The organism is Micromonospora sp. PTRAS2 (assembly GCF_054052245.1).
Genome location: NZ_JBSWBU010000004.1, coordinates 622,152 through 642,765, shown reverse-complemented (window position 1 = coordinate 642,765; position 20,614 = coordinate 622,152). Strand labels below are relative to the sequence as shown.

Genomic DNA, 20,614 nt, shown 5'->3' with positions numbered 1-20,614 from the left:
AAATCGACCACAGTGATCGTTTTGGCGGCGGGCCCACGGGCCGGCCGGGGCGGGCTCGGCGCACGAGCAGGGCGGCGGAGACGCGAAGGGGCGCCCCGGACGGACCGGGACGCCCCTTGTCGGCGTGCGCGGCAGCCTCAGCGGGCCGCCGCCGCGACCTTGCGGGCCCGGGGGCGGGCCGGGGCGCCGTTGGCCTTCGCGGCCCGCCCGGTGGCCGCCTTCGCGCCCCGGGCCTCCCCGTCGAGCCCGAGCACCGGGCGCAGGAACCGGCCGGTGTGGCTCTCGGGCACCTCGGCGACCTCCTCGGGGGTGCCGGTGGCCAGCACCGTGCCGCCCCGGTGGCCGCCCTCGGGACCCATGTCGATCAGCCAGTCGGCCGTCTTGATCACGTCGAGGTTGTGCTCGATGGTGATCACCGTGTTGCCCTTGTCGACCAGCCCCTCCAGCACCATCAGCAACTTGCGGATGTCCTCGAAGTGCAGGCCGGTGGTCGGCTCGTCCAGCACGTAGACCGTGCGGCCGGTGGAACGCTTCTGCAGCTCGGAGGCGAGCTTGACCCGCTGCGCCTCGCCGCCGGAGAGCGTCGGCGCGGGCTGGCCCAGCCGGACGTAGCCCAAGCCGACGTCGACCAACGTCTTGAGGTGCCGGTGGATGGCCGGGATCGCGGAGAAGAACTCCGCCGCCTCCTCGATCGGCATCTCCAGCACGTCGGAGACGGTCTTGCCCTTGTAGTGCACCTCCAGGGTCTCCCGGTTGTACCGGGCCCCCTTGCACACCTCGCACGGGACGTACACGTCGGGCAGGAAGTTCATCTCGATCTTGATCGTGCCGTCGCCGGAACACGCCTCGCACCGGCCGCCCTTGACATTGAACGAGAACCGGCCCGGACCGTACCCCCGGACCTTGGCCTCGGTGGTCTCGGCGAACAGCTTGCGGACGTGGTCCCAGACCCCCGTGTACGTCGCCGGGTTGGACCGGGGCGTGCGGCCGATCGGCGACTGGTCGACGCCGACGACCTTGTCCACGTGCTCCAGGCCGCTGACCCGGGTGTGCCGGCCCGGCACGTGCCGCGCCCCGTTGATCTGGTTGGCCAGCACCGCGTGCAGGATGTCGTTGACCAGCGTCGACTTGCCCGAGCCGCTGACCCCGGTGACCGCGATGAGCTGGCCCAGCGGGAACGACACGGTCAGGTTGCGCAGGTTGTGCTCCCGCGCGCCGTGCACCACCAGCTCCCGGCCCGGGGTCTGCGGCCGGCGGCCCGTCGGCGTCGGGATCTCCCGCCGGCCCGACAGGTACGCCCCGGTCACCGACTCCGGGTTGGCCAGCAGGTCCGGCACCGACCCGGAGTGCACGATGCGCCCGCCGTGCTCGCCCGCGCCCGGCCCGATGTCGACGATCCAGTCGGCGGTGCGGATGGTGTCCTCGTCGTGCTCGACGACGATCAGGGTGTTGCCCAGCCCGCGCAGCCGCACCAGCGTCTCGATGAGCCGGTGGTTGTCGCGCTGGTGCAGGCCGATGGACGGCTCGTCGAGCACGTAGAGCACGCCGACCAGGCCGGAACCGATCTGGGTGGCCAGCCGGATGCGCTGCGCCTCGCCGCCGGACAGGGTGCCGGCCGGGCGGTCCAGGGAGAGGTAGTCCAGCCCGACGTCGAGCAGGAACCGCAGCCGGGCGTTGATCTCCTTGAGCACCCGCTCGGCGATCATCTTCTGCCGGTCGGTCAGCTCGATGCCGGCCAGCAGCTCGGCGCACTCGCCCACCGACAGGTTGCACACCTCGGCGATGCTCTTGCCGGCCAGGGTGACCGCGAGGACCTCGGGCTTGAGCCGCGCGCCGCCGCAGGCCGCGCAGGGCACGTCGCGCATGTAGCCCTCGTACTTCTCCCGCGACCACTCGCTCTCGGTGTCGGTGTGCCGGCGCTCGATCCACTGCACCACGCCCTCGAAGCCGGTGTAGTAGGAGCGCTCGCGGCCGAACTTGTTGCGGTAGCGCACGTGCACCTGGTCGCCGGAGCCGTGCAGGATCGTCTTCTGCGCCCGCGCCGGCAGGGCCCGCCACGGGGTGTCGACGTCGAAGTGCTCGGCCTCGCCCAGCGCCTCCAGCAGGCGCAGGAAGTATTCCAGGTTGTGCCCGGACGACCAGGGCTGGATCGCGCCCTCGCGCAGGGTGCGCTCCGGGTCGGGGACGATCAGCTCCGGGTCGACCTCCTTCTTGGTGCCCAGGCCGGTGCACTCGGGGCACGCGCCGTAGGGGGCGTTGAACGAGAAGACCCGGGGCTCCAGGTCCTCGATCGCGAGGGGGTGGTCGTTGGGGCAGGCCAGGTGCTCGGAGTAGCGGCGCTCCCGGTCGGGGTCGTCCTCGGCGAGGTCGACGAAGTCGAGCAGGACCAGGCCGCCGGAGAGGCCGAGCGCCGCCTCGACCGAGTCGGTCAGCCGCTGCTTGGCGCTGGGCTTGACGGTGAGCCGGTCGATCACCACCTCGATGGTGTGCTTCTCCTGCTTCTTGAGCTTCGGCGGCTCGGTCAGCGGGTGCACCACGCCGTCGACCCGGGCCCGCGCGTAGCCCTTGCCCTGCAGCTCGGCGAACAGGTCGACGTACTCGCCCTTGCGGCCGCGCACCACCGGGGCGAGCACCATGAACCGGGTGCCCTCGGCCATCGCGAGGACCCGGTCGACGATCTGCTGCGGGCTCTGCCGGGAGATCCGCTCGCCGCAGACCGGGCAGTGCGGCTCGCCGACGCGGGCGTAGAGCAGCCGCAGGTAGTCGTAGACCTCGGTGATCGTGCCGACGGTCGAGCGCGGGTTGCGCGAGGTGGACTTCTGGTCGATGGAGACGGCGGGGCTGAGGCCCTCGATGAAGTCGACGTCCGGCTTGTCCATCTGGCCGAGGAACTGCCGGGCGTACGACGACAGCGACTCGACGTAGCGGCGCTGCCCCTCGGCGAAGATGGTGTCGAAGGCCAGGCTCGACTTGCCGGACCCGGAGAGCCCGGTGAAGACGATCAGGGCGTCCCGGGGCAGGTCGAGACTGACGTCACGCAGGTTGTGCTCGCGCGCGCCACGGATGATCAGTCGGTCGGCCACTGTCCGTGTACTCCCGGTGAAGAAGGCGAGGAGGATCTGGGCGCTCGGGGCGGCCGGGAGGCTTCCGGGACGGCCCCGAACGGTCGTGCGGGCGCAGAAGAAGCGCCTCGGCAACTCTAGCCCCGAGGTATGACAACTTTCCGCGCCCGCACATTCCCCCAGCTCAAACCGGTCGCGCCGGGACCCGTCACGGCCCCGGCCCGCTGCCCTCGCCCCGGCACCGGCGCCCCGGCGGCCGGCCGCCGCCGCGGTCAGCTCCCCGCTACCCCGGCAACACCGACAGTCACGGCCGGGCCGTCCGTCGCCGCCCGCCGCGCCAGCCGCCCCGGCGCTCGGCGGCCAGCCGGGTCTCCCGACGCCGGCTCTCGAAGGCGATCTCCCGCTGCAACCGGCGCCAGCTGTCGTACCGCCGGACGGCCAGCTCCCCCGCGGCGAGGGCGTCGCGGACCGCGCAGCCCGGCTCGGCGTCGTGCGCGCAGTCGCCGTACCGGCAGCCCGTGGCCAGCGCGGCGATGTCGGCGAAGGCCCGGTCCAGGCCCGCCGCGCCGTCGAGCAGGCCGACCGCGCGTACCCCCGGGGTGTCCAGCACCACGCCGCCGCCCGGCACCGGCACCAGCGCCCGCCAGGTCGTGGTGTGCCGGCCCTTGCCGTCGACCCGGCGGATCGCCTGGGTCGGCATCACCACCGCCCCGGCCAGCGCGTTGACCAGGCTCGACTTGCCGGCCCCGGACGGGCCGAGCAGGGCCAGGGTGCGGCCCGGGGCGACGTGCGGGCGCAGCGCGTCGAGGCCGTCGCCGCGCTCGGCGCTGACCGGCAGCACCGGCACCCCGGGCGCGACGCCGGCGAGCTGCCGGGCGATCGCCGCCGGGTCGGCGGCGAGGTCGGCCTTGGTGAGCACCACCAGCGGCGTGGCCCCGGACTCGTGCGCCAGGGACAGCAGCCGCTCGATGCGGGCGACGTCCGGCTCGGGATGCACCGGCTCGACGACGGCCGCCGCGTCGAGGTTGGCGGCGAGCACCTGCCCGCTGGCGTCCTTGCCGGCGGTGCGGCGCACCAGCGCCGTGCGCCGGGGCAGCACGGACTCGACGGTGACCGGCCCGTCGGGCCAGGCGTGCAGCAGCACCCAGTCGCCGGCGCAGGGCAGCCGGGTCAGGTCGCGGGCCGCGTCGGCGAGCACCGCCGCGCCGAGGGTGGCGCGGACCGGCCCGTCCGCGCCGAGCACGGTGCACACGCCCCGGTCGACGCGGGCCACCCGGCCCGGGGTCCGGCCGGCGCGGGTACGGGCGTGGGCCGCCCGTTCGGCGTCCCAGCCGAGGGCGGTCAGATCGATGGACATGGCAACCTCTTCAGGGTCGGTGGATACGGTGGGGCGACACGCGTGCTTCGACCGGCATGGGCACCACCTCCTCCGAGTCCCGGTGTCGCGTTGCACCGCCGACGGTAGGGGCCGCGCCGACGCGCCGAAAGCGATTTCCACGGCGACGCCGGGGCCGCGGGCGGCTAGGGTTCGGGGCGTGACCGCGGACCCGCTGCTGCTGACCGGTGACCTCGACGACGCCACGGCCCGGCTGCTGCGCACCGCCGCGGCCCTCGACGACGCGGCCGTCGCCGCGCCCTCGCTGCTGCCCGGCTGGACCCGGGCGCACGTGCTGACCCACCTGGCCCGCAACGCCGACGGGTTCGTCAACCTGCTCACCTCCGCCCGCACCGGCGAGCGGATCCCGATGTACGCCAGCACCGCGGCCCGCGCCGCCGACATCGCCACCGGGGCGGCCCGGACGCCCGCCGCGCTCCTGGACGACCTGCGCCGCTCGGCGGAGCGGTTCGCCGAGGCGGTCGCCGCGATGCCCGTGCAGGCGTGGGCGGCGACCGTGGAGACCCGACGCGGCCCGTGGCCGGCGGCCATGCTGGTCTGGGGGCGGCTGCGGGAGGTCGAGGTGCACCACGTCGACCTGGCCGCCGGCTACACGCCGGCCGACTGGCCGGAGGCGTTCGCCCAGCGACTGCTGCACGAGGTCACCGCCGGCCTCGCCGGCCGGGACGACGCCCCGCCGCTGGTGCTGCGCTTCGACGGCAGCAGCCACGAGGTGGTCGTCGGCGACCCCGACGGCGCGCCCACCGTCACCGGCCCCGCCCACGGGCTCGCCGCCTGGTTGACCGGCCGCGGCGGCGCCGACACGCTCGCCGTCACCCCCGACGGTCCCCTGCCGACCCCACCGGAATGGATGTAAGGACGCATGACCTACAGCGGAGACGTCAGCCCCGGCGGCGCGCCGGCCGTACGCGAGCTCGACGGGCTCACCATCACCAAGGTGTCGGTGGGGCCGATGGACAACAACGCCTACCTGCTGCGGTGCCACGACACCGGCGAGCAGCTGCTGATCGACGCGGCCAACGAGGCGCCCCGGCTGCTGGAGCTGGTCGGCGACGCCGGCCTGGCCACCGTGGTCACCACCCACCAGCACATGGACCACTGGGTCGCGCTGGAGGAGGTCGTCGCCAAGACCGGCGCGCGGGCGCTGGTGCACGCCGAGGACGCCGCGGGCCTGCCGATCCCGGCGCAGCCGCTGACCGACGGCGACACGGTGGCCGTCGGCGACCGCGAGCTGGAGGTGATCCACCTGCGGGGGCACACGCCGGGCTCGATCGCCCTGCTCTACCGCGACCCGGCGGGCGTGCCGCACCTGTTCACCGGCGACAGCCTCTTCCCCGGCGGGGTCGGCAACACCGACCGGGACCCGCAGCGGTTCGGTCAGCTCGTCGACGACGTCGAGCACCGGCTGTTCGACCGGCTGCCCGACGAGACCTGGTTCTACCCGGGGCACGGCCGGGACAGCACCCTCGGCGCGGAGCGCCCGTCGCTGCCGCAGTGGCGGGCCCGCGGCTGGTGACCGGCGGCGGCGCCGTCGCCCGCCCGGGGCTCAGGCCGCCGGGGCGGCAGGGACGGCGCCGCGCAGCCCGCGGCGCGTGACGAGCAGCACCACGCCGGCCAGCAGCAGACCCACCGCCATGGTGACCAGCAGCGGCGGAACGTCCACCGGCAGCAGCCCGGCCAGCGAGCGGGACAGCGTGCCGAGGGCCACGTAGAGGCCGGCCCAGAGCGCGGCCCCGACGCTCGCGCAGGCCAGGAACCTGCGGTACGACATCCGCAGGCCGCCCGCGGCCAGCGGCAGCAGCGCGTTGAACACCGGCAGGAAGGGCGCGACCAGCACCATCCGGCCGCCGCCCCGGCGCAGGACGGACTCGGCCGCCGCCCAGCGGGACTCCCCGATCCAGCCGCCGACGCGGCTGTGCCGCAGCCGGTCGCCGTAGCGGCGGCCGACGAGGAAGCTCAGCGACCAGCCGGCCACGCAGCCGGCGACCACGGCGGCGACGGTGCTCGCGGCGGTGGCCGGCCGCCCGACGCCGACCGCGGCGAGGACCGCGACGTCGCCGGGGACCAGCACCCCCACCAGCGGTACGGCGTCGAAGAGCATCACCACCCCGAGCACCCCCACCAACAGGATGGTGGGCAGCTCCCCGACCTGGTGTGTCCATTCCGCCATGGTCCGTACGCTACGGCCGGTCCGCCACGTCCGGCATCGGGTTTGATCCCCTAGCCGACCCTGATCCCGCCTCGGGGTCGGCCCCGCCGGCCCGGGGCCGCAGCACCTCCACCCGGCGCACCGGGGAGTCGACGGCCGGCTCGGTGGTGGGCACCCGGTAGGTGGCCACCGGGTCCAGCAGGTCGCGGGGCAGGTGCCCCCGGCCGGGGTCGCCCACCAGCACCCGCGCGCCCCGGGCCACGGCGCGACGCAGGAACGGCAGCATCCGGCCCGCCATCTCCCGGTCGTAGAAGACGTCCCCGGCGACGAGCAGGTCCGCGTCCGGCGCGTCGGAGTCGAGCAGGTCCTCGCCCATCGCGGCGACGGCGACCCGGTTGGCGCGGGCGTTGACGGTGACCGCCGCCACGGCGTACGGGTCGATGTCGTTGGCCACGACCCGGGCCGCGCCGGCCAGCGCGGCGGCGATCGCGACGAGCCCCGAGCCGGCGGCCAGGTCGAGCACCCGGCGGCCGGCGGCCAGCTCGGGGTGGTCGAGCAGGTGCCGGGCCAGGGCCTGGCCGCCGGCCCAGGCCGAGGCCCAGTACGGCGGCGGCAGGGCGTGGCCGGCGGCGGCCTCCATCCGGGCCCACCAGACGATGGCGTCCTCGGCGAGGTGCAGCCGCACCTCGGGCACGAAGGGGGTGGCGACGAGCCGCAGGCGGTCCAGCCCCTCGCCGGGCACGTCGATCTCCCGCTCCAGCACGGCCAGCGCGGTGGCTGCGGGACTTGTCATCGGGGCAAGCATGCCGCAGGCGGGGCCCCGCCGGGCGGGTTTTCCCAGGGCTGCGCCCGGGGCGCGGGCATTTTCGGGTAAGCCCTGCGGCACTTCGCCCAGCAGATCCGGGTTTTGCCGGTTACTCTCGGGGAGGTACAGGGCGATCATCGACCAGCGGTCGGTGCTCACCCGCTTTGAACAGGGAGAGATGCATGGCTACCGGCACGGTCAAGTGGTTCAACTCGGAAAAGGGCTTCGGCTTCATCGAGCAGGACGGCGGAGGTCCGGACGTGTTCGTCCACTACTCGGCCATCGCGTCGAGCGGCTACCGGGAACTCAACGAGGGCCAGAAGGTCGAGTTCGAGGTGACCCAGGGGCAGAAGGGCCCGCAGGCGGACAACGTCCGCGCGATGTAGCTCCGTGCCGGTGACGGCGGTCGGGTCGACGATCCCGGCCGTCGCCGCAGCGCACCCGCGCCCGCCGCGCCCGGCGTACTCCGCCGCGCGGCGGGCGTTTTCTCTGTTCTGCCAGGCAGTTCCGTTGCCGGCGGCGGGCGCGTCACCCGCCCCGGTTGCCCGTCGGCCGGGCGGGCGGGTCAGCTCGGCGCGCGGTGCGGCGGCTCCGGGCGGGCCGCCCGGACCTGGTCGAGGTGCTCCCGCATGGTGGCCACCATGACCGTCATGAAGCGGCGCACCACCTCCAGCTCGTCGTCGCTGAAGCCGGCCATCGCGGCGTCGGTACGGTGGCCGAGCGGCTGGAAGAACTCCATGGCCAGCGCGGCGCCCTGGTCGGCGTAGCGCAGGAACACCTTGCGGCGGTCGCCGGTGTCGCGGTCCCGGCGGACGTGGCCGGCGCGCTCCAGCCGGTCGATCAGGGCGGTCACCGAGCCGGAGGACAGGTTGAGCTTCTCCCCCAGCCGGCCCGGGGTGATCGGGGCGCCGGTGAGCTCGGCGTCCATGACGGCGATGAGCGCGTGCAGGTCGGTGCCGTTGAGGCCGTGCAGGCCGGCGAAGGCGTGCCCGACGTGCTGGGCGTCGGACGAGTAGCGCCGCAGGTCGTTGGTGATGGCGGCGACGAGCTGCTCGCGCCGCGTTTCCCGTTTCCGGTACATGCCGTGCGTTGCCACGACGTCGCTTCCCCCTCCCCCGTGCGTGCCGGTTGCAGCATAGTCGAGCTGTCGATAATCTCGCTTATCAAGATACTCGGCAGGCGCGACAATCGGGTCCTTCGAACTCGCCGGCCGAGCCCGCCCACCGGTGCCCCGCGCCCCACCCCGACAACCACGAGGGAACCCGATGTCTGTGTTCACCCGCGTCGCCCGCGGCCGGCTCGCCGCCTGGCTCACCGTGGCCGCCGCGATCGTCCTCAGCGCGGTCGTCTTCGGGCTCCCGAAGCCCGACAACCCCGCCTCCGTCTCGTCCACCGGGCTGTCCGTGCAGTGGCAGTCCACCCAGGTCGAACGGCTCCAGGACGAGCTGCCCTCCCGCGACGTCCAACCCGCGATCGTCGTCGTCAGCCGCGCCGACGGCACGCCCCTCACCGAACCGGACCGCGCGGCGATCACCGCCCGCCTCGGCGAGCTGGGCCGCTTCGCGGTCGGCGGTCGGGTCAGCCCGCCGCAGACCTCACCCGACGGCACGGTGGCGCTGCTCGCCGTACCGATGTCCACCGCCGACGGCCAGACGGCCGTCGCCGACGCGGTGGCCGACCTGCGCGCGGCCCTCGACGGCCTGCCCACCGGCCTCACCGCGCAGGTCACCGGCGCCCCCGCGTTCACCGCCGACCTGACGCAGGTCTTCGCGGGCGCGGACGTCACGCTGCTCGTCGTCACCGCGGGCGTCGTCGCGCTGCTGCTGCTCGTCACCTACCGCAGCCCGTTCCTGTGGATCGTGCCGCTCGTCGTCGTCGGGGCCACCGAACAGCTCACGCTGCGAGCCGTCGACACGATCGTCCCCGCCCTCGGCATCCACCTCCAGGAGGGCGCGGTCACCGGCATCGCCAGCGTCCTCGTCTTCGGCGCCGCCACCGACTACGCCCTGCTGCTCATCGCCCGCTACCGGGAGGAACTGCGCCGCGAGGCCGACCGCTTCGCCGCGATGCGCGCCGCCCTGCGCCGCACCGCCGAGCCCATCCTCGCCAGCGGCGGCACCGTCGTGCTCGGCGTGCTCACCCTGCTGCTGTCGGAGCAGGAGAACAACCGGGCCCTCGCCGTGGCCTGCGCCACCGGCATCGTGTTCGCCATGCTGTCGGCGCTGTTCGTCCTCCCCGCCGCGCTGGTGCTCTTCGGCCGCGGGCTGTTCTGGCCGTTCGTGCCCCGGGTCGGCGGCCCCGCGCGTGAGGGCCGGCTGTGGGGCCGGCTCGGCACCGCCGTCGTCCGCCGCCCGCTGCCGGTCGCGGCGCTCGCGACGCTGCTGCTCGCCGGCCTCGCCCTCGGCGGGCTCGGCATCCGCACCGGCCTGTCCGAGACCGAACAGTTCCGGGTGAAGCCCGAGGCCGTCGCCGGCGCGGAGACCCTCGCCCGGGCCTTCCCCGCCGGCACGACGCAGCCGGTCGCCGTCCTGACCACCCCGGCGGCGGCGCCGGCCGTGGTGGCGGCCGCCACCGCCGTACCCGGGGTGGCCTCCGCCCGCCCCGGGGACGCCGGCACCGCCGTCGCCCAGGTCGACGTGGTGCTCGAGGCCGAACCGGGCAGCGCCGACTCGGACCGCGCGATCGAGGCGCTGCGCGCCGCCGTCGCCGCGGTTCCCGGCTCCGCCCCGCCCGCCGTCGACGGCGTCGAGCGGTTCGACGGCGCCGTCGTCGGCGGCACGGTCGCCGCCACGTACGACTCCAAGGAGGCCGACGGCAGGGACCTGCGGCTGATCCTGCCGATCATCCTGCTGCTCGTCGCCGCGGTGCTCGTGCTGCTGCTGCGCGGCCTGGTCGCACCGGCCCTGCTCGTGCTCACCGTCGTCGCCTCGTTCTTCGCCAGCCTCGGCGCGGCGTGGCTGCTGTTCGACCTCGTCCTCGGGTTCCCGGCGCTCGACAGCGGCGTCCTGCTGCTCGCCTTCGTCTTCCTCGTGGCCCTCGGCGTCGACTACAACATCTTCCTCGTCACCCGCGCCCGCGAGGACGCCCGCCGCACCGGCACCCGCGACGGCATGCTCTCGGCCCTGCGCGTCACCGGCGGCGTGATTACCAGCGCGGGGGTGCTGCTCGCGGCGGTCTTCGCCGTCCTCGGCGTGCTACCGCTGATCCTGCTGACCCAGATCGGGGTCATCGTCTGCATCGGCGTGCTGCTCGACACGCTGCTGGTGCGCACGGTCCTCGTGCCGGCGCTGGTGTTCCTGCTCGGCGACCGCTTCTGGTGGCCCGGCCGGATCCCACCGGCACCCACCGGCGACGCACCCGACACCGACGACGCGGGGCGGGCGGGGCGCGACGGGGCCGAGCCGGCGGCGGCCCGGAGCTGAGGACCGCGCGGGCGGCGGCGGGGACGGGACCACCGCCGCCGCCCGCGCGCCGGGCCGGGCGGCACGCCCGGCCGGCGGACCCGGGTCCCGCCGCTCACCCCGGCGCCCCCGGGGCGGCCCGACCGTCGGTCGGGCGCATCCTCACCGCCATGTCCGACCTGGTCACCGGCCGCCCGCGCCGACCGCCCGGTCCCGCGTCGCCCAGGCGACCATGAACAGCGCCGTCCAGGCCACCCCGAGCAGCACCGAGGTGATCGTGCTGCTGGCGGTGCCCTGCCCCAGATAGAGCCGCGCGCCGCCGATCGCGGCCACCCCGGCCGCCGCGGCCGTCCACGCCGCCACCGTCACCGGCCAGGGCGAGCCCCGCGACAGCAGCCAGGCCAGGGTGCACAGGCTCGCCGCCATCACCGCGTTCTGCGTCGCGAACAGGACCCCCTCCTCGCCCGAGGCGAGCCGGCCCGGCGCCACCACCTCGGCGACCACGGCGAGCACCACCAGCGGCAGGAACGCGCCGACGGTGCCCACCACGTCGAGCAGTTCGGCCCGCGGCAGCGCACCGCCGCGACCCGGGCACGGACGCTGCCGCCACGCCCGACCGGCGGCCACCACCGCCACCAGCGCGATCAGCACCGAGCCGCGCGACACGGACACCACGGTCAGCGCGACCTCCGCCGCGCCCGGGGTACGCCGGTCGGCGAACCAGCCGGCGATCGCGTCGTCGACCACCGCCAGCCCGCTCCACCGCATCGCCGCCCCGAGCAGCCAGGCGATGGCCATGCCGGCCACGAACAGCAGCACCAGCCCCGCGGCCAGGTTGATCAGCAGCGTCCAGCCGGGGCCGACGCGCATCGCCAGCAGGAAGAACAGCACCCCGTACCGGGCGGCGAGCCAGCGCAGCGGCGGCAGCGCCGCCGCCCGGGCCAGCAGCGCCCGTGCCGGATCCGGGTGGCGGCCCAGCCAGCGGCCCACCAGCACCACGGCGAGCACCCCGCCGAGCAGCACCAGCACCGCGCCGGTGGCCCGGCCCAGCAGCCGCGACACCGTCTCGTACGACTCCCCGGCCAGGTTGCCCGCCAGCACCGACCCGCCCACCCAGGTCACCACGCCGGCGAGGTTCCACGGCGCGAACCGGCGGTACGGCATGCCGGCCGCCCCCGCCAGGCGGGGCGCGAGGGTGCGGGCGAACGCCACCCAGCGGGCGGTGAGGACCCCCCGCCCGCCGAGCCGCTCCAGCAGCGCGTCGGCGCGCCGCCACCGGCGCGGGCCCACCCGCGCCCCGAAGCCGGACGCGCGCAGCCGGGGACCGTAGCGGCGGCCCGCGCGGAACGCCAACGTGTCCCCGGTCACGGCTGCGACAATCATCACCAGCAGGGCGGGGCCGAGCCGCAGCGCGCCGGTGTACGTGAGGAAGCCGACCAGCAGCAGCGTCGCCTCGCCCGGCACCAGCAGCCCGACGATCACCGCCGTCTCGCCGGCCACGATCGCCGCGGCGACCAGGTAGACCAGCAGGGGCGGCAGGCCCTGCACCGAGTTCAGCAGATCGTGCACGACGGCCCCCGGCTCACGCGGCCAGCATGACAGCCGGGCCGCCGGCACCGACAGCCACGCACCCACCGGATCCGGCCGGCGACCGAGGGGCGACCCCGACGCGGCACCTGATCCGCGCAGGCGGGAGGATGGAGCCCATGCAGCTTCGCACCGACCTCCGCAACGTCGCCATCATCGCTCACGTCGACCACGGCAAGACCACCCTGGTCGACGCCATGTTGCGGCAGGCCGGCGCCTACGGCGCCCGCGGCGAGACGACCGAGCGGGTGATGGACTCGATGGACCTCGAAAGGGAGAAGGGCATCACCATCCTGGCCAAGAACACCGGCGTGCGCTACCTGCCGGCGGACGGGTCGGAGCCGGTCACCATCAACATCATCGACACCCCGGGCCACGCCGACTTCGGCGGTGAGGTCGAGCGCGGCCTCACCATGGTCGACGGCGTGGTGCTGCTGGTCGACGCCAGCGAGGGCCCGCTGCCGCAGACCCGCTTCGTGCTGCGCAAGGCGCTGCGCGCCCGGATGCCGATCATCCTGGTGATCAACAAGGTGGACCGCCCCGACGCCCGGATCAAGGAGGTCGTGGACGACACCTACGAGCTCTTCCTCGACCTGGACGCCGACGAGGAGCAGATCGACTTCCCGATCGTCTACGCCTGCGCCCGCGACGGCATCGCCTCGCTCACCCAGCCCGCCGACGGCTCCGTCCCGCAGGACAGCACGAGCCTGGAGCCGCTGTTCCGCGCCCTGCTCGACACCATCCCGCCGCCCGCCTACGAGCAGGACGCGCCGCTGCAGGCCCACGTCACCAACCTCGACGCCTCCCCGTTCCTCGGCCGGCTGGCGCTGTGCCGGGTGCGGCAGGGCACCATCGCCAAGGGCCAGACCGTCGCCTGGTGCCGCACCGACGGCAGCACCCAGCGGGTTCGCATCTCCGAGCTGCTGATGACCGAGGGCCTGGAGCGCAAGCCCGCCGACTCGGCCGGCCCCGGCGACATCATCGCCGTCGCCGGCATCCCCGAGATCATGATCGGCGAGACGCTGGCCGACGCCGAGAACCCGATCCCGCTGCCGCTGATCACCGTCGACGAGCCGGCGATCTCGATGACCATCGGCACCAACACCTCGCCTCTGGTCGGCCGGGTCAAGGGCGCCAAGGTCACCGCCCGGATGGTCAAGGACCGCCTCGACAAGGAACTGGTCGGCAACGTCTCGCTGCGGGTCCTGCCCACCGAGCGCCCCGACGCCTGGGAGGTGCAGGGGCGTGGCGAGCTGGCCCTGGCGATCCTCGTCGAGCAGATGCGCCGCGAGTCCTACGAGCTGACCGTCGGGAAGCCGCAGGTCGTCACCCGGGAGATCGACGGCAAGATCTGCGAGCCGGTCGAGCGGCTGACCATCGACGCCCCCGACGAGTACCTGGGCGCGATCACCCAGCTCCTGGCCACCCGCAAGGGCCGGATGGAGCAGCTGGTCAACCACGGCACCGGCTGGATCCGGATGGAGTGGCTGGTCCCCGCGCGCGGCCTGATCGGCTTCCGCACCGAGTTCCTCACCGACACCCGGGGCACCGGCATCCTGCACCACGTCTTCGAGTCCTACGAGCCGTGGTTCGGCGAACTGCGCACCCGCAACAACGGCTCGCTGGTCGCCGACCGGGCCGGCGCGGTCACCTCCTTCGCGATGATCAACCTCCAGGAGCGCGGCCAGCTCTTCGTCGAGCCCACCACCGAGGTGTACGAGGGCATGATCGTCGGCGAGAACTCCCGCTCCGACGACATGGACGTCAACATCACCAAGGAGAAGAAGCTCACCAACATGCGAGCCTCGACCTCCGACGAGACCGAGAAGCTGATCCCGCCGCGCAAGCTGTCGCTGGAGCAGGCCCTGGAGTTCTGCCGCGAGGACGAGTGCGTCGAGGTCACCCCCGCCGCCGTCCGCATCCGCAAGGTCGTGCTCGACCAGACCCAGCGCGCCCGCGCCACGGCCCGCCGCAAGCACGCCGGCTGACCCCCTGCCGCCGGCCCCGGACGACCGGGGGCCGGATCGGCTACCGTCACCCGCATGATCTGGGACGAGCTCGACGCCCGCCTGGACGCACTGCCGGGCACCGTCTCGGCGTACGCGGGCCGGGTCGACGCCCCGGCGACCTGGACCCGGCACCCCGACGCCACCCATTACGCGGCCAGCACCATGAAGGTCGCCGTGCTGCTGGCCCTGCACCGGGCCGCCGAGGCCGGCACGCTCGACCTCGACGCCCCCGTCGACGTGCGCAACGAGTTCGACTCCGCCCTGCCCGGCGCCCCCCGGTTCGCCTGCGCCCGGCACTACGACAACGACGAGGCCGTCTGGGAGCGGGAGAACGGGCGCGCGCCGCTGCGCTGGCTGGCCGAGCGGATGATCGTGCGCTCCAGCAACCTGGCCACCAACCTCTGCCTGCGCCACGTCGGCCTGCCCGCCGTCGCCGACGCGTGGGCGGCCGCCGGGGGCCGGCACAGCGTCACCGGGCGCGGCATCGAGGACTTCGCCGCCCGCGAGGCCGGCATCACCAACCTGGTCACCGCGGCCGACCTGGCCGCCCTGCTCGGCGGGCTGACCGCCGGCGTGACCCGCCCCGGCCCCCTCGCCTCCCCCGCCGGCTGCGCCGCCATGCTCGACGTCCTGTTCGCGCAGGAGTTCCGCGAGGACCTCGCCGCCGGCCTGCCCGACGGCGTCCGCATCGCCCACAAGAACGGCTGGGTACGCGGCGTGCGCCACGGTGCCGGCGTGGTCCACCCGGCCGACGCCCCGCCGTACGTGCTGGTCGTCTGCACCACAGGCGACCCGGCCGGCGGCGGCGCGGCGGACGGGGACGCCTGCCGGCTCCTCGCCGACATCTCCGCCCGGGTCTGGGCGGCCCGCCACGACCTGCGCCCGGCCGCAGCGGCCTGAGGGGCACGGCGTCGGCAGGTAACTCTGGGCAACGCCGCGGCACGTCGAGACGACCTGCCGCGCGCCCTTTGCTCTGCACCCACGGACGCGGCAGTCACGCAGCGCATCGGACCGCCGCTCCCGCCCACCGCCTCCGCACCGGACTTTCCCCAGCTCAGCGACGTGTTGCGTCGATGGGTGCAGAGCAAAGGGAGCGCGTGAGGTCTGTTCGGGTCGCAGCAACCTGACGAAGAGTGAAGATTGGCCGCGATCGGTCACGCCTCCCGCAGTCGTCACCGAGCGTGACCGGCGAACGACGGGCCGGGCAACAGCGGCCGGGCCGGGCGCCCGGCAGTGGCGGGGCTCAGTCCAGCAGGTTGTCCCGCAGCGCCGCCAGGTGCGCCCGCGTCAGCCCCAGCCCGTCGCGCAGGTACGCGTCGAACGAGCCGTGCACCCGCCGCACCTCCGCATACGCGGCATCCAGGTACTCCTCGCGCACCTCCATCAGCGGCCGGATCGCCGCCTCCGCCAGCTCCGGCTGCCGGGCCCGCATGGCGGCCAGGACGACCTCCTTGAGGCTCTCCGTCTGCGCATTGGTCCGCAGGTAGTCCGCCCGGATCGCCGCCTCGTCCACCCCCAGCGCGGTGAGCAGCACGACCGACAGCCAGCCCGTGCGGTCCTTGCCGGCCGAGCAGTGGAACAGCAGCGGAAGGTTGCCCGCGTCGGCGGCCAGCCGGGCCGCCCCGCCGAAGCCCGCGCGGGCCGCCTCGCCCGTGACGAACCAGCGGTAGATCTCCGCCATCGCCGCCGGGGTGCCCTGCAGGGCCAGCGCCGTCTCCGCGCGCAGGTCGTGCCCGAGCAGCACCTCCGACACCGCCGTGAAGACCGGGTGCGCCGGGTCGTACACCGGCAGGCGCACCACCCGGGGCTCGCCGGGCAACCGGTTCGGCGGCGCCGCCGCGATCTCCGAATCGTCGCGCAGGTCCACCACGCAGGCCGGAGCGATCTTGCCCAGCACCGGCAGGTCCTCGTCGGTCAGCCGGCCCAGCGCCGGGGTCCGGATCAGCCGGCCGGCCCGCACCCGGCGGCCGTCGAGCCCCACCATGCCACCGAGGTCGCGCGCGTTCGGCGCCCCCACCAGTTCCCAGTCCCGCCCGCCCATTCGGCCTCCCCTGTCGTCGCCGGGTCACCTATAGGGTGCCGCACATGACGATCACCGCGGTACGCACCCATCGGCTTTCCGCGCCCCTGCACACCCCGTTCGTCACCGCGCTGCGCCGCACCACCACCACCGACACGCTGATCGTGGAACTCGTCGACGACGACGGGCGCTCCGGCTTCGGCGAGGCCCCGCAGGTGTGGCAGGTGACCGGGGCGTCGCTGGCCGGGGCCGAGGCGTGCGTGCGGGAGATGCTGGCACCGGGGCTGGTCGGCAGGGACGCCGACGACCTCGTGGCCCGGTGCGCCGAGGTGCGCCGGGCGGTGGCCGGCAACGAGGCCGCCAAGGCGGCGGTGGACACCGCCCTGCACGACCTGGCCGCGCGCCGGCTCGGCGTACCCCTGGTGCGGTTGCTCGGCGGCACGGCCCTGCGCGTGCCCACGGACGTCACCCTAGCCGCTGGCGACGCCACCGACCTGGCCGCCGCCGCGCGGCAGCGGCGCGGCGAGGGGTTCTCCGTGCTCAAGCTGAAGGTCGGCACCGACGCTGCCGGCGACCTGGAGCGGGTCCGGGCGGTCCGGGCGGCCGTCGGCCCCGACGTGCGCATCCGGCTCGACGCCAACCAGGGCTGGACCCCCCGCGAGGCGGTCCGGGTGATCCGCGGCATCGAGGACGCCGGCCTCGGCGTCGAGCTGGTGGAGCAGCCGGTGTCCCACTGGGACCTCGACGGGCTGGCCTGGGTCAGCGACCGAGTGGGCCTGCCGGTCCTCGCCGACGAGTCGGTCTTCGGCGTGCGTGACCTGGTCGAGGTGATCCGCCGCCGGGCCGCCGACATGGTCAACGTCAAGCTGGCCAAGTGCGGCGGCCTGCACGCCGCCCGCACGCTGCTGGACCTCGCCGCCGAGCACGGCGTCGGCACGGTCGTCGGCTCGATGATGGAGAGTCAGGTCGGGCTCGGCGCCGCGGCCAGCCTGGTCGCCGCCCACGGAACCAGCGCCGTCTCCGACCTCGACGCCGCCTGGTGGCTGGCCTGGTCGCCGGTGCGGGGTGGCATCCGGTACGACGGGGCGACCGTCGTGCTGCCGGACGCGCCCGGCCTCGGCATCGACTCCGTGTCTGAAGCAAAGATTCAGCCGACCGGTTGATAGGCGGCGCTTTCTTTCATAGGGTCGCGACAGGGACGCCGCGAACTGGGGGTGGACGTGAAGCTGCAACCGGGCCGCGAGGCCGTCGTCCGGGTCGCGGTCGCGACCCTCTGGTCCGGCCCTGAGGCGGTACGCCCCGTCGACCGTCCCGCCCTCGACGCGCCCGCCGACGTCGCCGCCTGGATCTCCGGCATGGACGCCGACCAGCAGGTCGGCGAGTGCGTGCTGAGTCAACTGCTGCTCGGCGAGCGCGTGCTGGTCACCGCCCTGCGCCCGGACGGCTGGGCGCACGTCGTGGCCGTCGAGCAACCGGCGGCCCGGCTCGACCCGCGCGGCTACCCCGGCTGGCTCCCGGCAGCCCAGCTCACCCCGCGCCCGGCCCATGCCGCGCCCACCCCGGCCCACGCCGCGCCCGCCCCGGCCGACACCGCCCCGGCCCCGGCCGACAGCCAGGAGGGCCCGGTCGGCCCCTGGGTCGTCGATGCGACCGTCACCGTCCTGCACGCCGCCCCGGCCGGCGAGCCGGTCGTCGCCGGGGTCATCCTCAGCACCCGACTGACCCCGGCCGGCCCGCCGGTGGACGGCTGGCGGCCGGTGCACGCCCCCGGCCAGGACCGGCCGCTCTGGCTGCCCGACGCGCACCTCGTGCCGCCGCCCACCGCGCCCCCGTCCCCGGCGGACGTGCTGACCGTCGCCGCCCGGCTGCGCGACGTGGCCTACGTGTGGGGCGGGGTGTCGGCGTACGGGATCGACTGCTCCGGCCTGGTGCACCTGGCCTGGCGGCGGTTCGGCGTGGTGCTGCCCCGCGACGCCGCCGACCAGGCCGGCGCGACCACCCCGCTGCCCCTGGGCACCGAACGCGTCGGCGACCTCTACTTCTTCGCCCGGCCGGGCCGACAGATCCACCACATCGGCTTCGTCAGCGCCGCCCCGGACGGCGACGCCGACCGGCGCATCCTGCACGCCTGCTACCGGCACCGTCGGGTCCTGGAGGAGGCGATGCCGGCCGACCGGACCGCCACCCTGGTCGGCGCGCACCGGGTCTGAGCCGCCCGACACGGCAACGGGGGCGCTCCCGGTGCCGGAAGCGCCCCCGTTGCCGCGATCGGCTCAGCCGCGCGCCGACGCCAACTCTCGCCGCCGGTCCCGGGCCGACTTGATCAGGCTGGCCACGGTCGCCACCGAGAGGGTGCCGAGGATGACGGTCAGGGACAGCCAGATCGGGATGTGCGGGGCCCAGGCCACCGGCTCGCCGCCGTTGACGAACGGCAGGTTGTTGTCGGCCAGGGCCTCCAGCACCAGCTTGACGCCGATGAAGCCGAGCACCACCGCCAGGCCGTAGCTGAGGTAGATCAGCCGGTCCAGCAGCCCGCCGAGCAGGAAGTAGAGCTGGCGCAGGCCCATCAGCGCGAAGACGTTCGCGGTGAAGACCAGGTACGGCTCCTGGGTGATGCCGAAGATCGCCGGGATCGAGTCCAGCGCGAAGATCAGGTCGGTGGTGCCGATGGCGATCATGACGATCAGCATCGGGGTGAACAGCCGGCGGCCGGCCTCGTGTGTGGTCATCTTCGCGCCGTCGTAGTCCCTGGAGATCGGCAGCGCCTTGCGGCTCCACCGGATCAGCAGGTTCTCGCTGAACTCGTCCTCGTCCGGCTCGCCCTGGCGGGCCAGGTTGACCGCCGTGTAGATGAGGAACGCGCCGAAGATGTAGAAGACCCAGGAGAACTGGGTGATCAGGGCCGCACCGGCGGCGATGAACCCGCCGCGCATGAGCAGCGCCAGCACGATGCCGATCAGCAGCACCTTCTGCTGGTACTGCCGAGGCACCCCGAAGCGGGCCATGATGATCACGAAAACGAACAGGTTGTCCACCGAGAGGCTGTACTCGGTGAGCCAGCCGGTATAGAACTCACCGGCCACCCCGGGGCCGGAGAAGACCCACAACCCGGCGCCGAAGAGCAGGGCCAGCCCGACGTAGAAGCCGACCCACAGGCTCGACTCACGGACGCTCGGCTCGTGTGGTCGTCGGCCGATGATCAGCAGGTCGACGACGAGAACCGCTGTCAGTGCGACGAGGGTCCCCGCCCACACCAATCCGGACACGTTCAATCCCATCCTCCGGCAGACACACGGCGTCGGGCACACCGTACGCCCGCCGGGGCGGGTGGGTGTGGCGACGCGGACACTGGTGGCTGTCGGAGGTCTCTTCCGTCGCCGACCCGCGGGCGGGCCGACAACCTACGGAGCCGGGTCGCGCCGCCGGGGGCGGTCGACCGTGCTGACGACTCCGTCGCGGGGGAATACTCCCCTCCTTCGCGACCCATTGTTCACCATCGCGAGGCCGGCGCGCATCTCCTGCTTTCACCCGGGGGGCTCTCAGCGGGTTTCCAGTGACGGATCTCTCCGCGCGTACGGCGTCCTAGGAGACCATCCCGCAGTCGTGCCGGCGCGGATCTCCACGTCGGCGGTGGACACGGCCACCCCGGCGGCCCGGCCTCAGCCGGCACCGTGCGAGGCTCTGGGCATGGTGCTTGAGGTTGCGCTCATCGACGTGACGCCCGGACACGAGGACGACTTCGCCGCCGCGTACGCGCGGGGGCACGAGATCCTGGCCGGCACGCCCGGCTGCCGCTCCGTGCGGATGACCCGGGGCGTCGAGTCGCCGACGCGGTTCGTGCTGCTGGTCGAGTGGGATTCCGTCGCCGCCCACGAGGAGAACTTCCGCGAGACCGAGCGGTTCCAGCAGTGGCGGGGGCTGATCGGCCCGCACTTCGCCGGCCCGCCGCTGGTCGAGCACTTCGTCGACGTCCCGGCCTGACCAGGAGGGCGTCGGGCCGGGTGGCCGGCGGCACCAGGGCCGCCTGAGCCGGCGCCCCTGAACCGGCACGTCCGAGCCGGCGTCGCCGCCTCGGTCGACGCCCGAGCCCCGGCCGGTCCCCGCCCCGTCGTGCCGAGAATGTCGTACCCCCCGGCTACGGTGCGCTCGCGCGCGCGGCCACCGGTCCCGGCGGGCTCGGGGTTG

Annotated in this window: 17 protein-coding genes; 9 read left to right on the top strand and 8 right to left on the bottom strand. The window is 74.6% G+C overall.

All coding sequences use genetic code 11. From position 1 onward, the window contains the following. Positions 1-137 precede the first annotated feature (137 nt). Both uvrA and rsgA read right to left on the bottom strand, forming a co-directional pair. Positions 138-3,083 carry an excinuclease ABC subunit UvrA gene (uvrA, locus tag ACVMYR_RS17850; protein ID WP_077939145.1) on the bottom strand — a complete coding sequence of 982 codons (2,946 nt, stop codon included), beginning with the start codon at positions 3,081-3,083 and terminating at the stop codon, positions 138-140. Between the two features lie 283 nt (positions 3,084-3,366). Beyond that, positions 3,367-4,419 carry a ribosome small subunit-dependent GTPase A gene (rsgA, locus tag ACVMYR_RS17845; protein WP_457122250.1) on the bottom strand — a complete coding sequence of 351 codons (1,053 nt, stop codon included), beginning with the start codon at positions 4,417-4,419 and terminating at the stop codon, positions 3,367-3,369. A gap of 178 nt (positions 4,420-4,597) precedes the next feature. Between rsgA and ACVMYR_RS17840 the strand changes: the two genes are divergently transcribed. Together ACVMYR_RS17840 and ACVMYR_RS17835 are read left to right on the top strand one after the other, a co-directional pair. Continuing rightward, on the top strand, positions 4,598-5,314 hold the full coding sequence (locus ACVMYR_RS17840; protein WP_457122249.1) for a maleylpyruvate isomerase family mycothiol-dependent enzyme: 717 nt from the start codon (positions 4,598-4,600) through the stop codon (positions 5,312-5,314). Positions 5,315-5,320: 6 nt separating this feature from the next. Next, complete coding sequence (locus ACVMYR_RS17835) at positions 5,321-5,974, top strand: MBL fold metallo-hydrolase (RefSeq protein ID WP_457122248.1); 654 nt, start codon at positions 5,321-5,323, stop codon at positions 5,972-5,974. A 30-nt stretch (positions 5,975-6,004) separates the two neighbouring features. Here ACVMYR_RS17835 and ACVMYR_RS17830 read toward each other — a convergent pair whose 3' ends face one another. Both ACVMYR_RS17830 and ACVMYR_RS17825 read right to left on the bottom strand, forming a co-directional pair. Further along, positions 6,005-6,628: a DedA family protein gene (locus ACVMYR_RS17830; RefSeq protein WP_077939142.1), complete on the bottom strand. Its 624-nt coding sequence runs from the start codon at positions 6,626-6,628 to the stop codon at positions 6,005-6,007. Positions 6,629-6,638: 10 nt separating this feature from the next. Further along, entirely contained in the window at positions 6,639-7,412 is a 774-nt protein-coding gene (locus ACVMYR_RS17825) for a class I SAM-dependent methyltransferase (protein WP_077939141.1), read from the bottom strand. 182 nt (positions 7,413-7,594) lie between these two features. Between ACVMYR_RS17825 and ACVMYR_RS17820 the strand changes: the two genes are divergently transcribed. Then, positions 7,595-7,798 (top strand): cold-shock protein, encoded by a 204-nt coding sequence (locus ACVMYR_RS17820; RefSeq protein ID WP_043967472.1) that lies wholly within the window; start codon positions 7,595-7,597, stop codon positions 7,796-7,798. 179 nt (positions 7,799-7,977) lie between these two features. On the opposite strand, the gene ACVMYR_RS17815 is transcribed toward ACVMYR_RS17820, so the two are convergent. Continuing rightward, positions 7,978-8,493, bottom strand: a complete 516-nt coding sequence (locus ACVMYR_RS17815) for a MarR family winged helix-turn-helix transcriptional regulator (RefSeq protein ID WP_077939140.1) — start codon at positions 8,491-8,493, stop codon at positions 7,978-7,980. A 184-nt stretch (positions 8,494-8,677) separates the two neighbouring features. On the opposite strand from ACVMYR_RS17815, the gene ACVMYR_RS17810 reads away from it, so the two are divergent. Further along, a complete protein-coding gene (locus ACVMYR_RS17810) occupies positions 8,678-10,834 on the top strand; it encodes an MMPL family transporter (RefSeq protein ID WP_457122247.1) in 2,157 nt (718 codons plus the stop codon). Between the two features lie 162 nt (positions 10,835-10,996). Here ACVMYR_RS17810 and ACVMYR_RS17805 read toward each other — a convergent pair whose 3' ends face one another. Beyond that, positions 10,997-12,382 carry a DedA family protein gene (locus ACVMYR_RS17805; RefSeq protein WP_457122246.1) on the bottom strand — a complete coding sequence of 462 codons (1,386 nt, stop codon included), beginning with the start codon at positions 12,380-12,382 and terminating at the stop codon, positions 10,997-10,999. Between the two features lie 137 nt (positions 12,383-12,519). Here ACVMYR_RS17805 and typA point away from each other — a divergent pair, with 137 nt between their 5' ends. Continuing rightward, on the top strand, positions 12,520-14,388 hold the full coding sequence (gene typA, locus ACVMYR_RS17800; RefSeq protein WP_043967470.1) for a translational GTPase TypA: 1,869 nt from the start codon (positions 12,520-12,522) through the stop codon (positions 14,386-14,388). A 54-nt stretch (positions 14,389-14,442) separates the two neighbouring features. Next, a complete protein-coding gene (locus tag ACVMYR_RS17795; protein ID WP_457122245.1) occupies positions 14,443-15,309 on the top strand; it encodes a serine hydrolase in 867 nt (288 codons plus the stop codon). Positions 15,310-15,652: 343 nt separating this feature from the next. Here the strand turns inward: ACVMYR_RS17795 and ACVMYR_RS17790 are convergent, their stop codons facing one another. Continuing rightward, complete coding sequence (locus ACVMYR_RS17790) at positions 15,653-16,450, bottom strand: tyrosine-protein phosphatase (protein WP_077939138.1); 798 nt, start codon at positions 16,448-16,450, stop codon at positions 15,653-15,655. Between the two features lie 44 nt (positions 16,451-16,494). Between ACVMYR_RS17790 and ACVMYR_RS17785 the strand changes: the two genes are divergently transcribed. Both ACVMYR_RS17785 and ACVMYR_RS17780 read left to right on the top strand, forming a co-directional pair. After that, positions 16,495-17,592, top strand: a complete 1,098-nt coding sequence (locus ACVMYR_RS17785) for a mandelate racemase/muconate lactonizing enzyme family protein (RefSeq protein WP_396787905.1) — start codon at positions 16,495-16,497, stop codon at positions 17,590-17,592. Positions 17,593-17,649: 57 nt separating this feature from the next. Then, entirely contained in the window at positions 17,650-18,639 is a 990-nt protein-coding gene (locus ACVMYR_RS17780) for a C40 family peptidase (RefSeq protein WP_457122244.1), read from the top strand. A 63-nt stretch (positions 18,640-18,702) separates the two neighbouring features. Here the strand turns inward: ACVMYR_RS17780 and ACVMYR_RS17775 are convergent, their stop codons facing one another. Beyond that, on the bottom strand, positions 18,703-19,701 hold the full coding sequence (locus ACVMYR_RS17775) for a TerC family protein (protein ID WP_077939136.1): 999 nt from the start codon (positions 19,699-19,701) through the stop codon (positions 18,703-18,705). 415 nt (positions 19,702-20,116) lie between these two features. Between ACVMYR_RS17775 and ACVMYR_RS17770 the strand changes: the two genes are divergently transcribed. Beyond that, positions 20,117-20,410 carry an antibiotic biosynthesis monooxygenase family protein gene (locus ACVMYR_RS17770; protein WP_457122243.1) on the top strand — a complete coding sequence of 98 codons (294 nt, stop codon included), beginning with the start codon at positions 20,117-20,119 and terminating at the stop codon, positions 20,408-20,410. Positions 20,411-20,614 lie beyond the last annotated feature (204 nt).

What these genes read in the sequence shown, in the direction of transcription:
- rsgA (WP_457122250.1), bottom strand. Translation starts at nt 4,419, where the DNA reads ATGTCCATCGATCTGACCGCCCTCGGCTGGGACGCCGAACGGGCGGCC.
- ACVMYR_RS17835 (WP_457122248.1), top strand. Translation starts at nt 5,321, where the DNA reads ATGACCTACAGCGGAGACGTCAGCCCCGGCGGCGCGCCGGCCGTACGC.
- ACVMYR_RS17830 (WP_077939142.1), bottom strand. Translation starts at nt 6,628, where the DNA reads ATGGCGGAATGGACACACCAGGTCGGGGAGCTGCCCACCATCCTGTTG.
- ACVMYR_RS17825 (WP_077939141.1), bottom strand. Translation starts at nt 7,412, where the DNA reads ATGCTTGCCCCGATGACAAGTCCCGCAGCCACCGCGCTGGCCGTGCTG.
- ACVMYR_RS17820 (WP_043967472.1), top strand. Translation starts at nt 7,595, where the DNA reads ATGGCTACCGGCACGGTCAAGTGGTTCAACTCGGAAAAGGGCTTCGGC.
- ACVMYR_RS17815 (WP_077939140.1), bottom strand. Translation starts at nt 8,493, where the DNA reads ATGTACCGGAAACGGGAAACGCGGCGCGAGCAGCTCGTCGCCGCCATC.
- ACVMYR_RS17810 (WP_457122247.1), top strand. Translation starts at nt 8,678, where the DNA reads ATGTCTGTGTTCACCCGCGTCGCCCGCGGCCGGCTCGCCGCCTGGCTC.
- typA (WP_043967470.1), top strand. Translation starts at nt 12,520, where the DNA reads ATGCAGCTTCGCACCGACCTCCGCAACGTCGCCATCATCGCTCACGTC.
- ACVMYR_RS17795 (WP_457122245.1), top strand. Translation starts at nt 14,443, where the DNA reads ATGATCTGGGACGAGCTCGACGCCCGCCTGGACGCACTGCCGGGCACC.
- ACVMYR_RS17790 (WP_077939138.1), bottom strand. Translation starts at nt 16,450, where the DNA reads ATGGGCGGGCGGGACTGGGAACTGGTGGGGGCGCCGAACGCGCGCGAC.
- ACVMYR_RS17785 (WP_396787905.1), top strand. Translation starts at nt 16,495, where the DNA reads ATGACGATCACCGCGGTACGCACCCATCGGCTTTCCGCGCCCCTGCAC.
- ACVMYR_RS17770 (WP_457122243.1), top strand. Translation starts at nt 20,117, where the DNA reads ATGGTGCTTGAGGTTGCGCTCATCGACGTGACGCCCGGACACGAGGAC.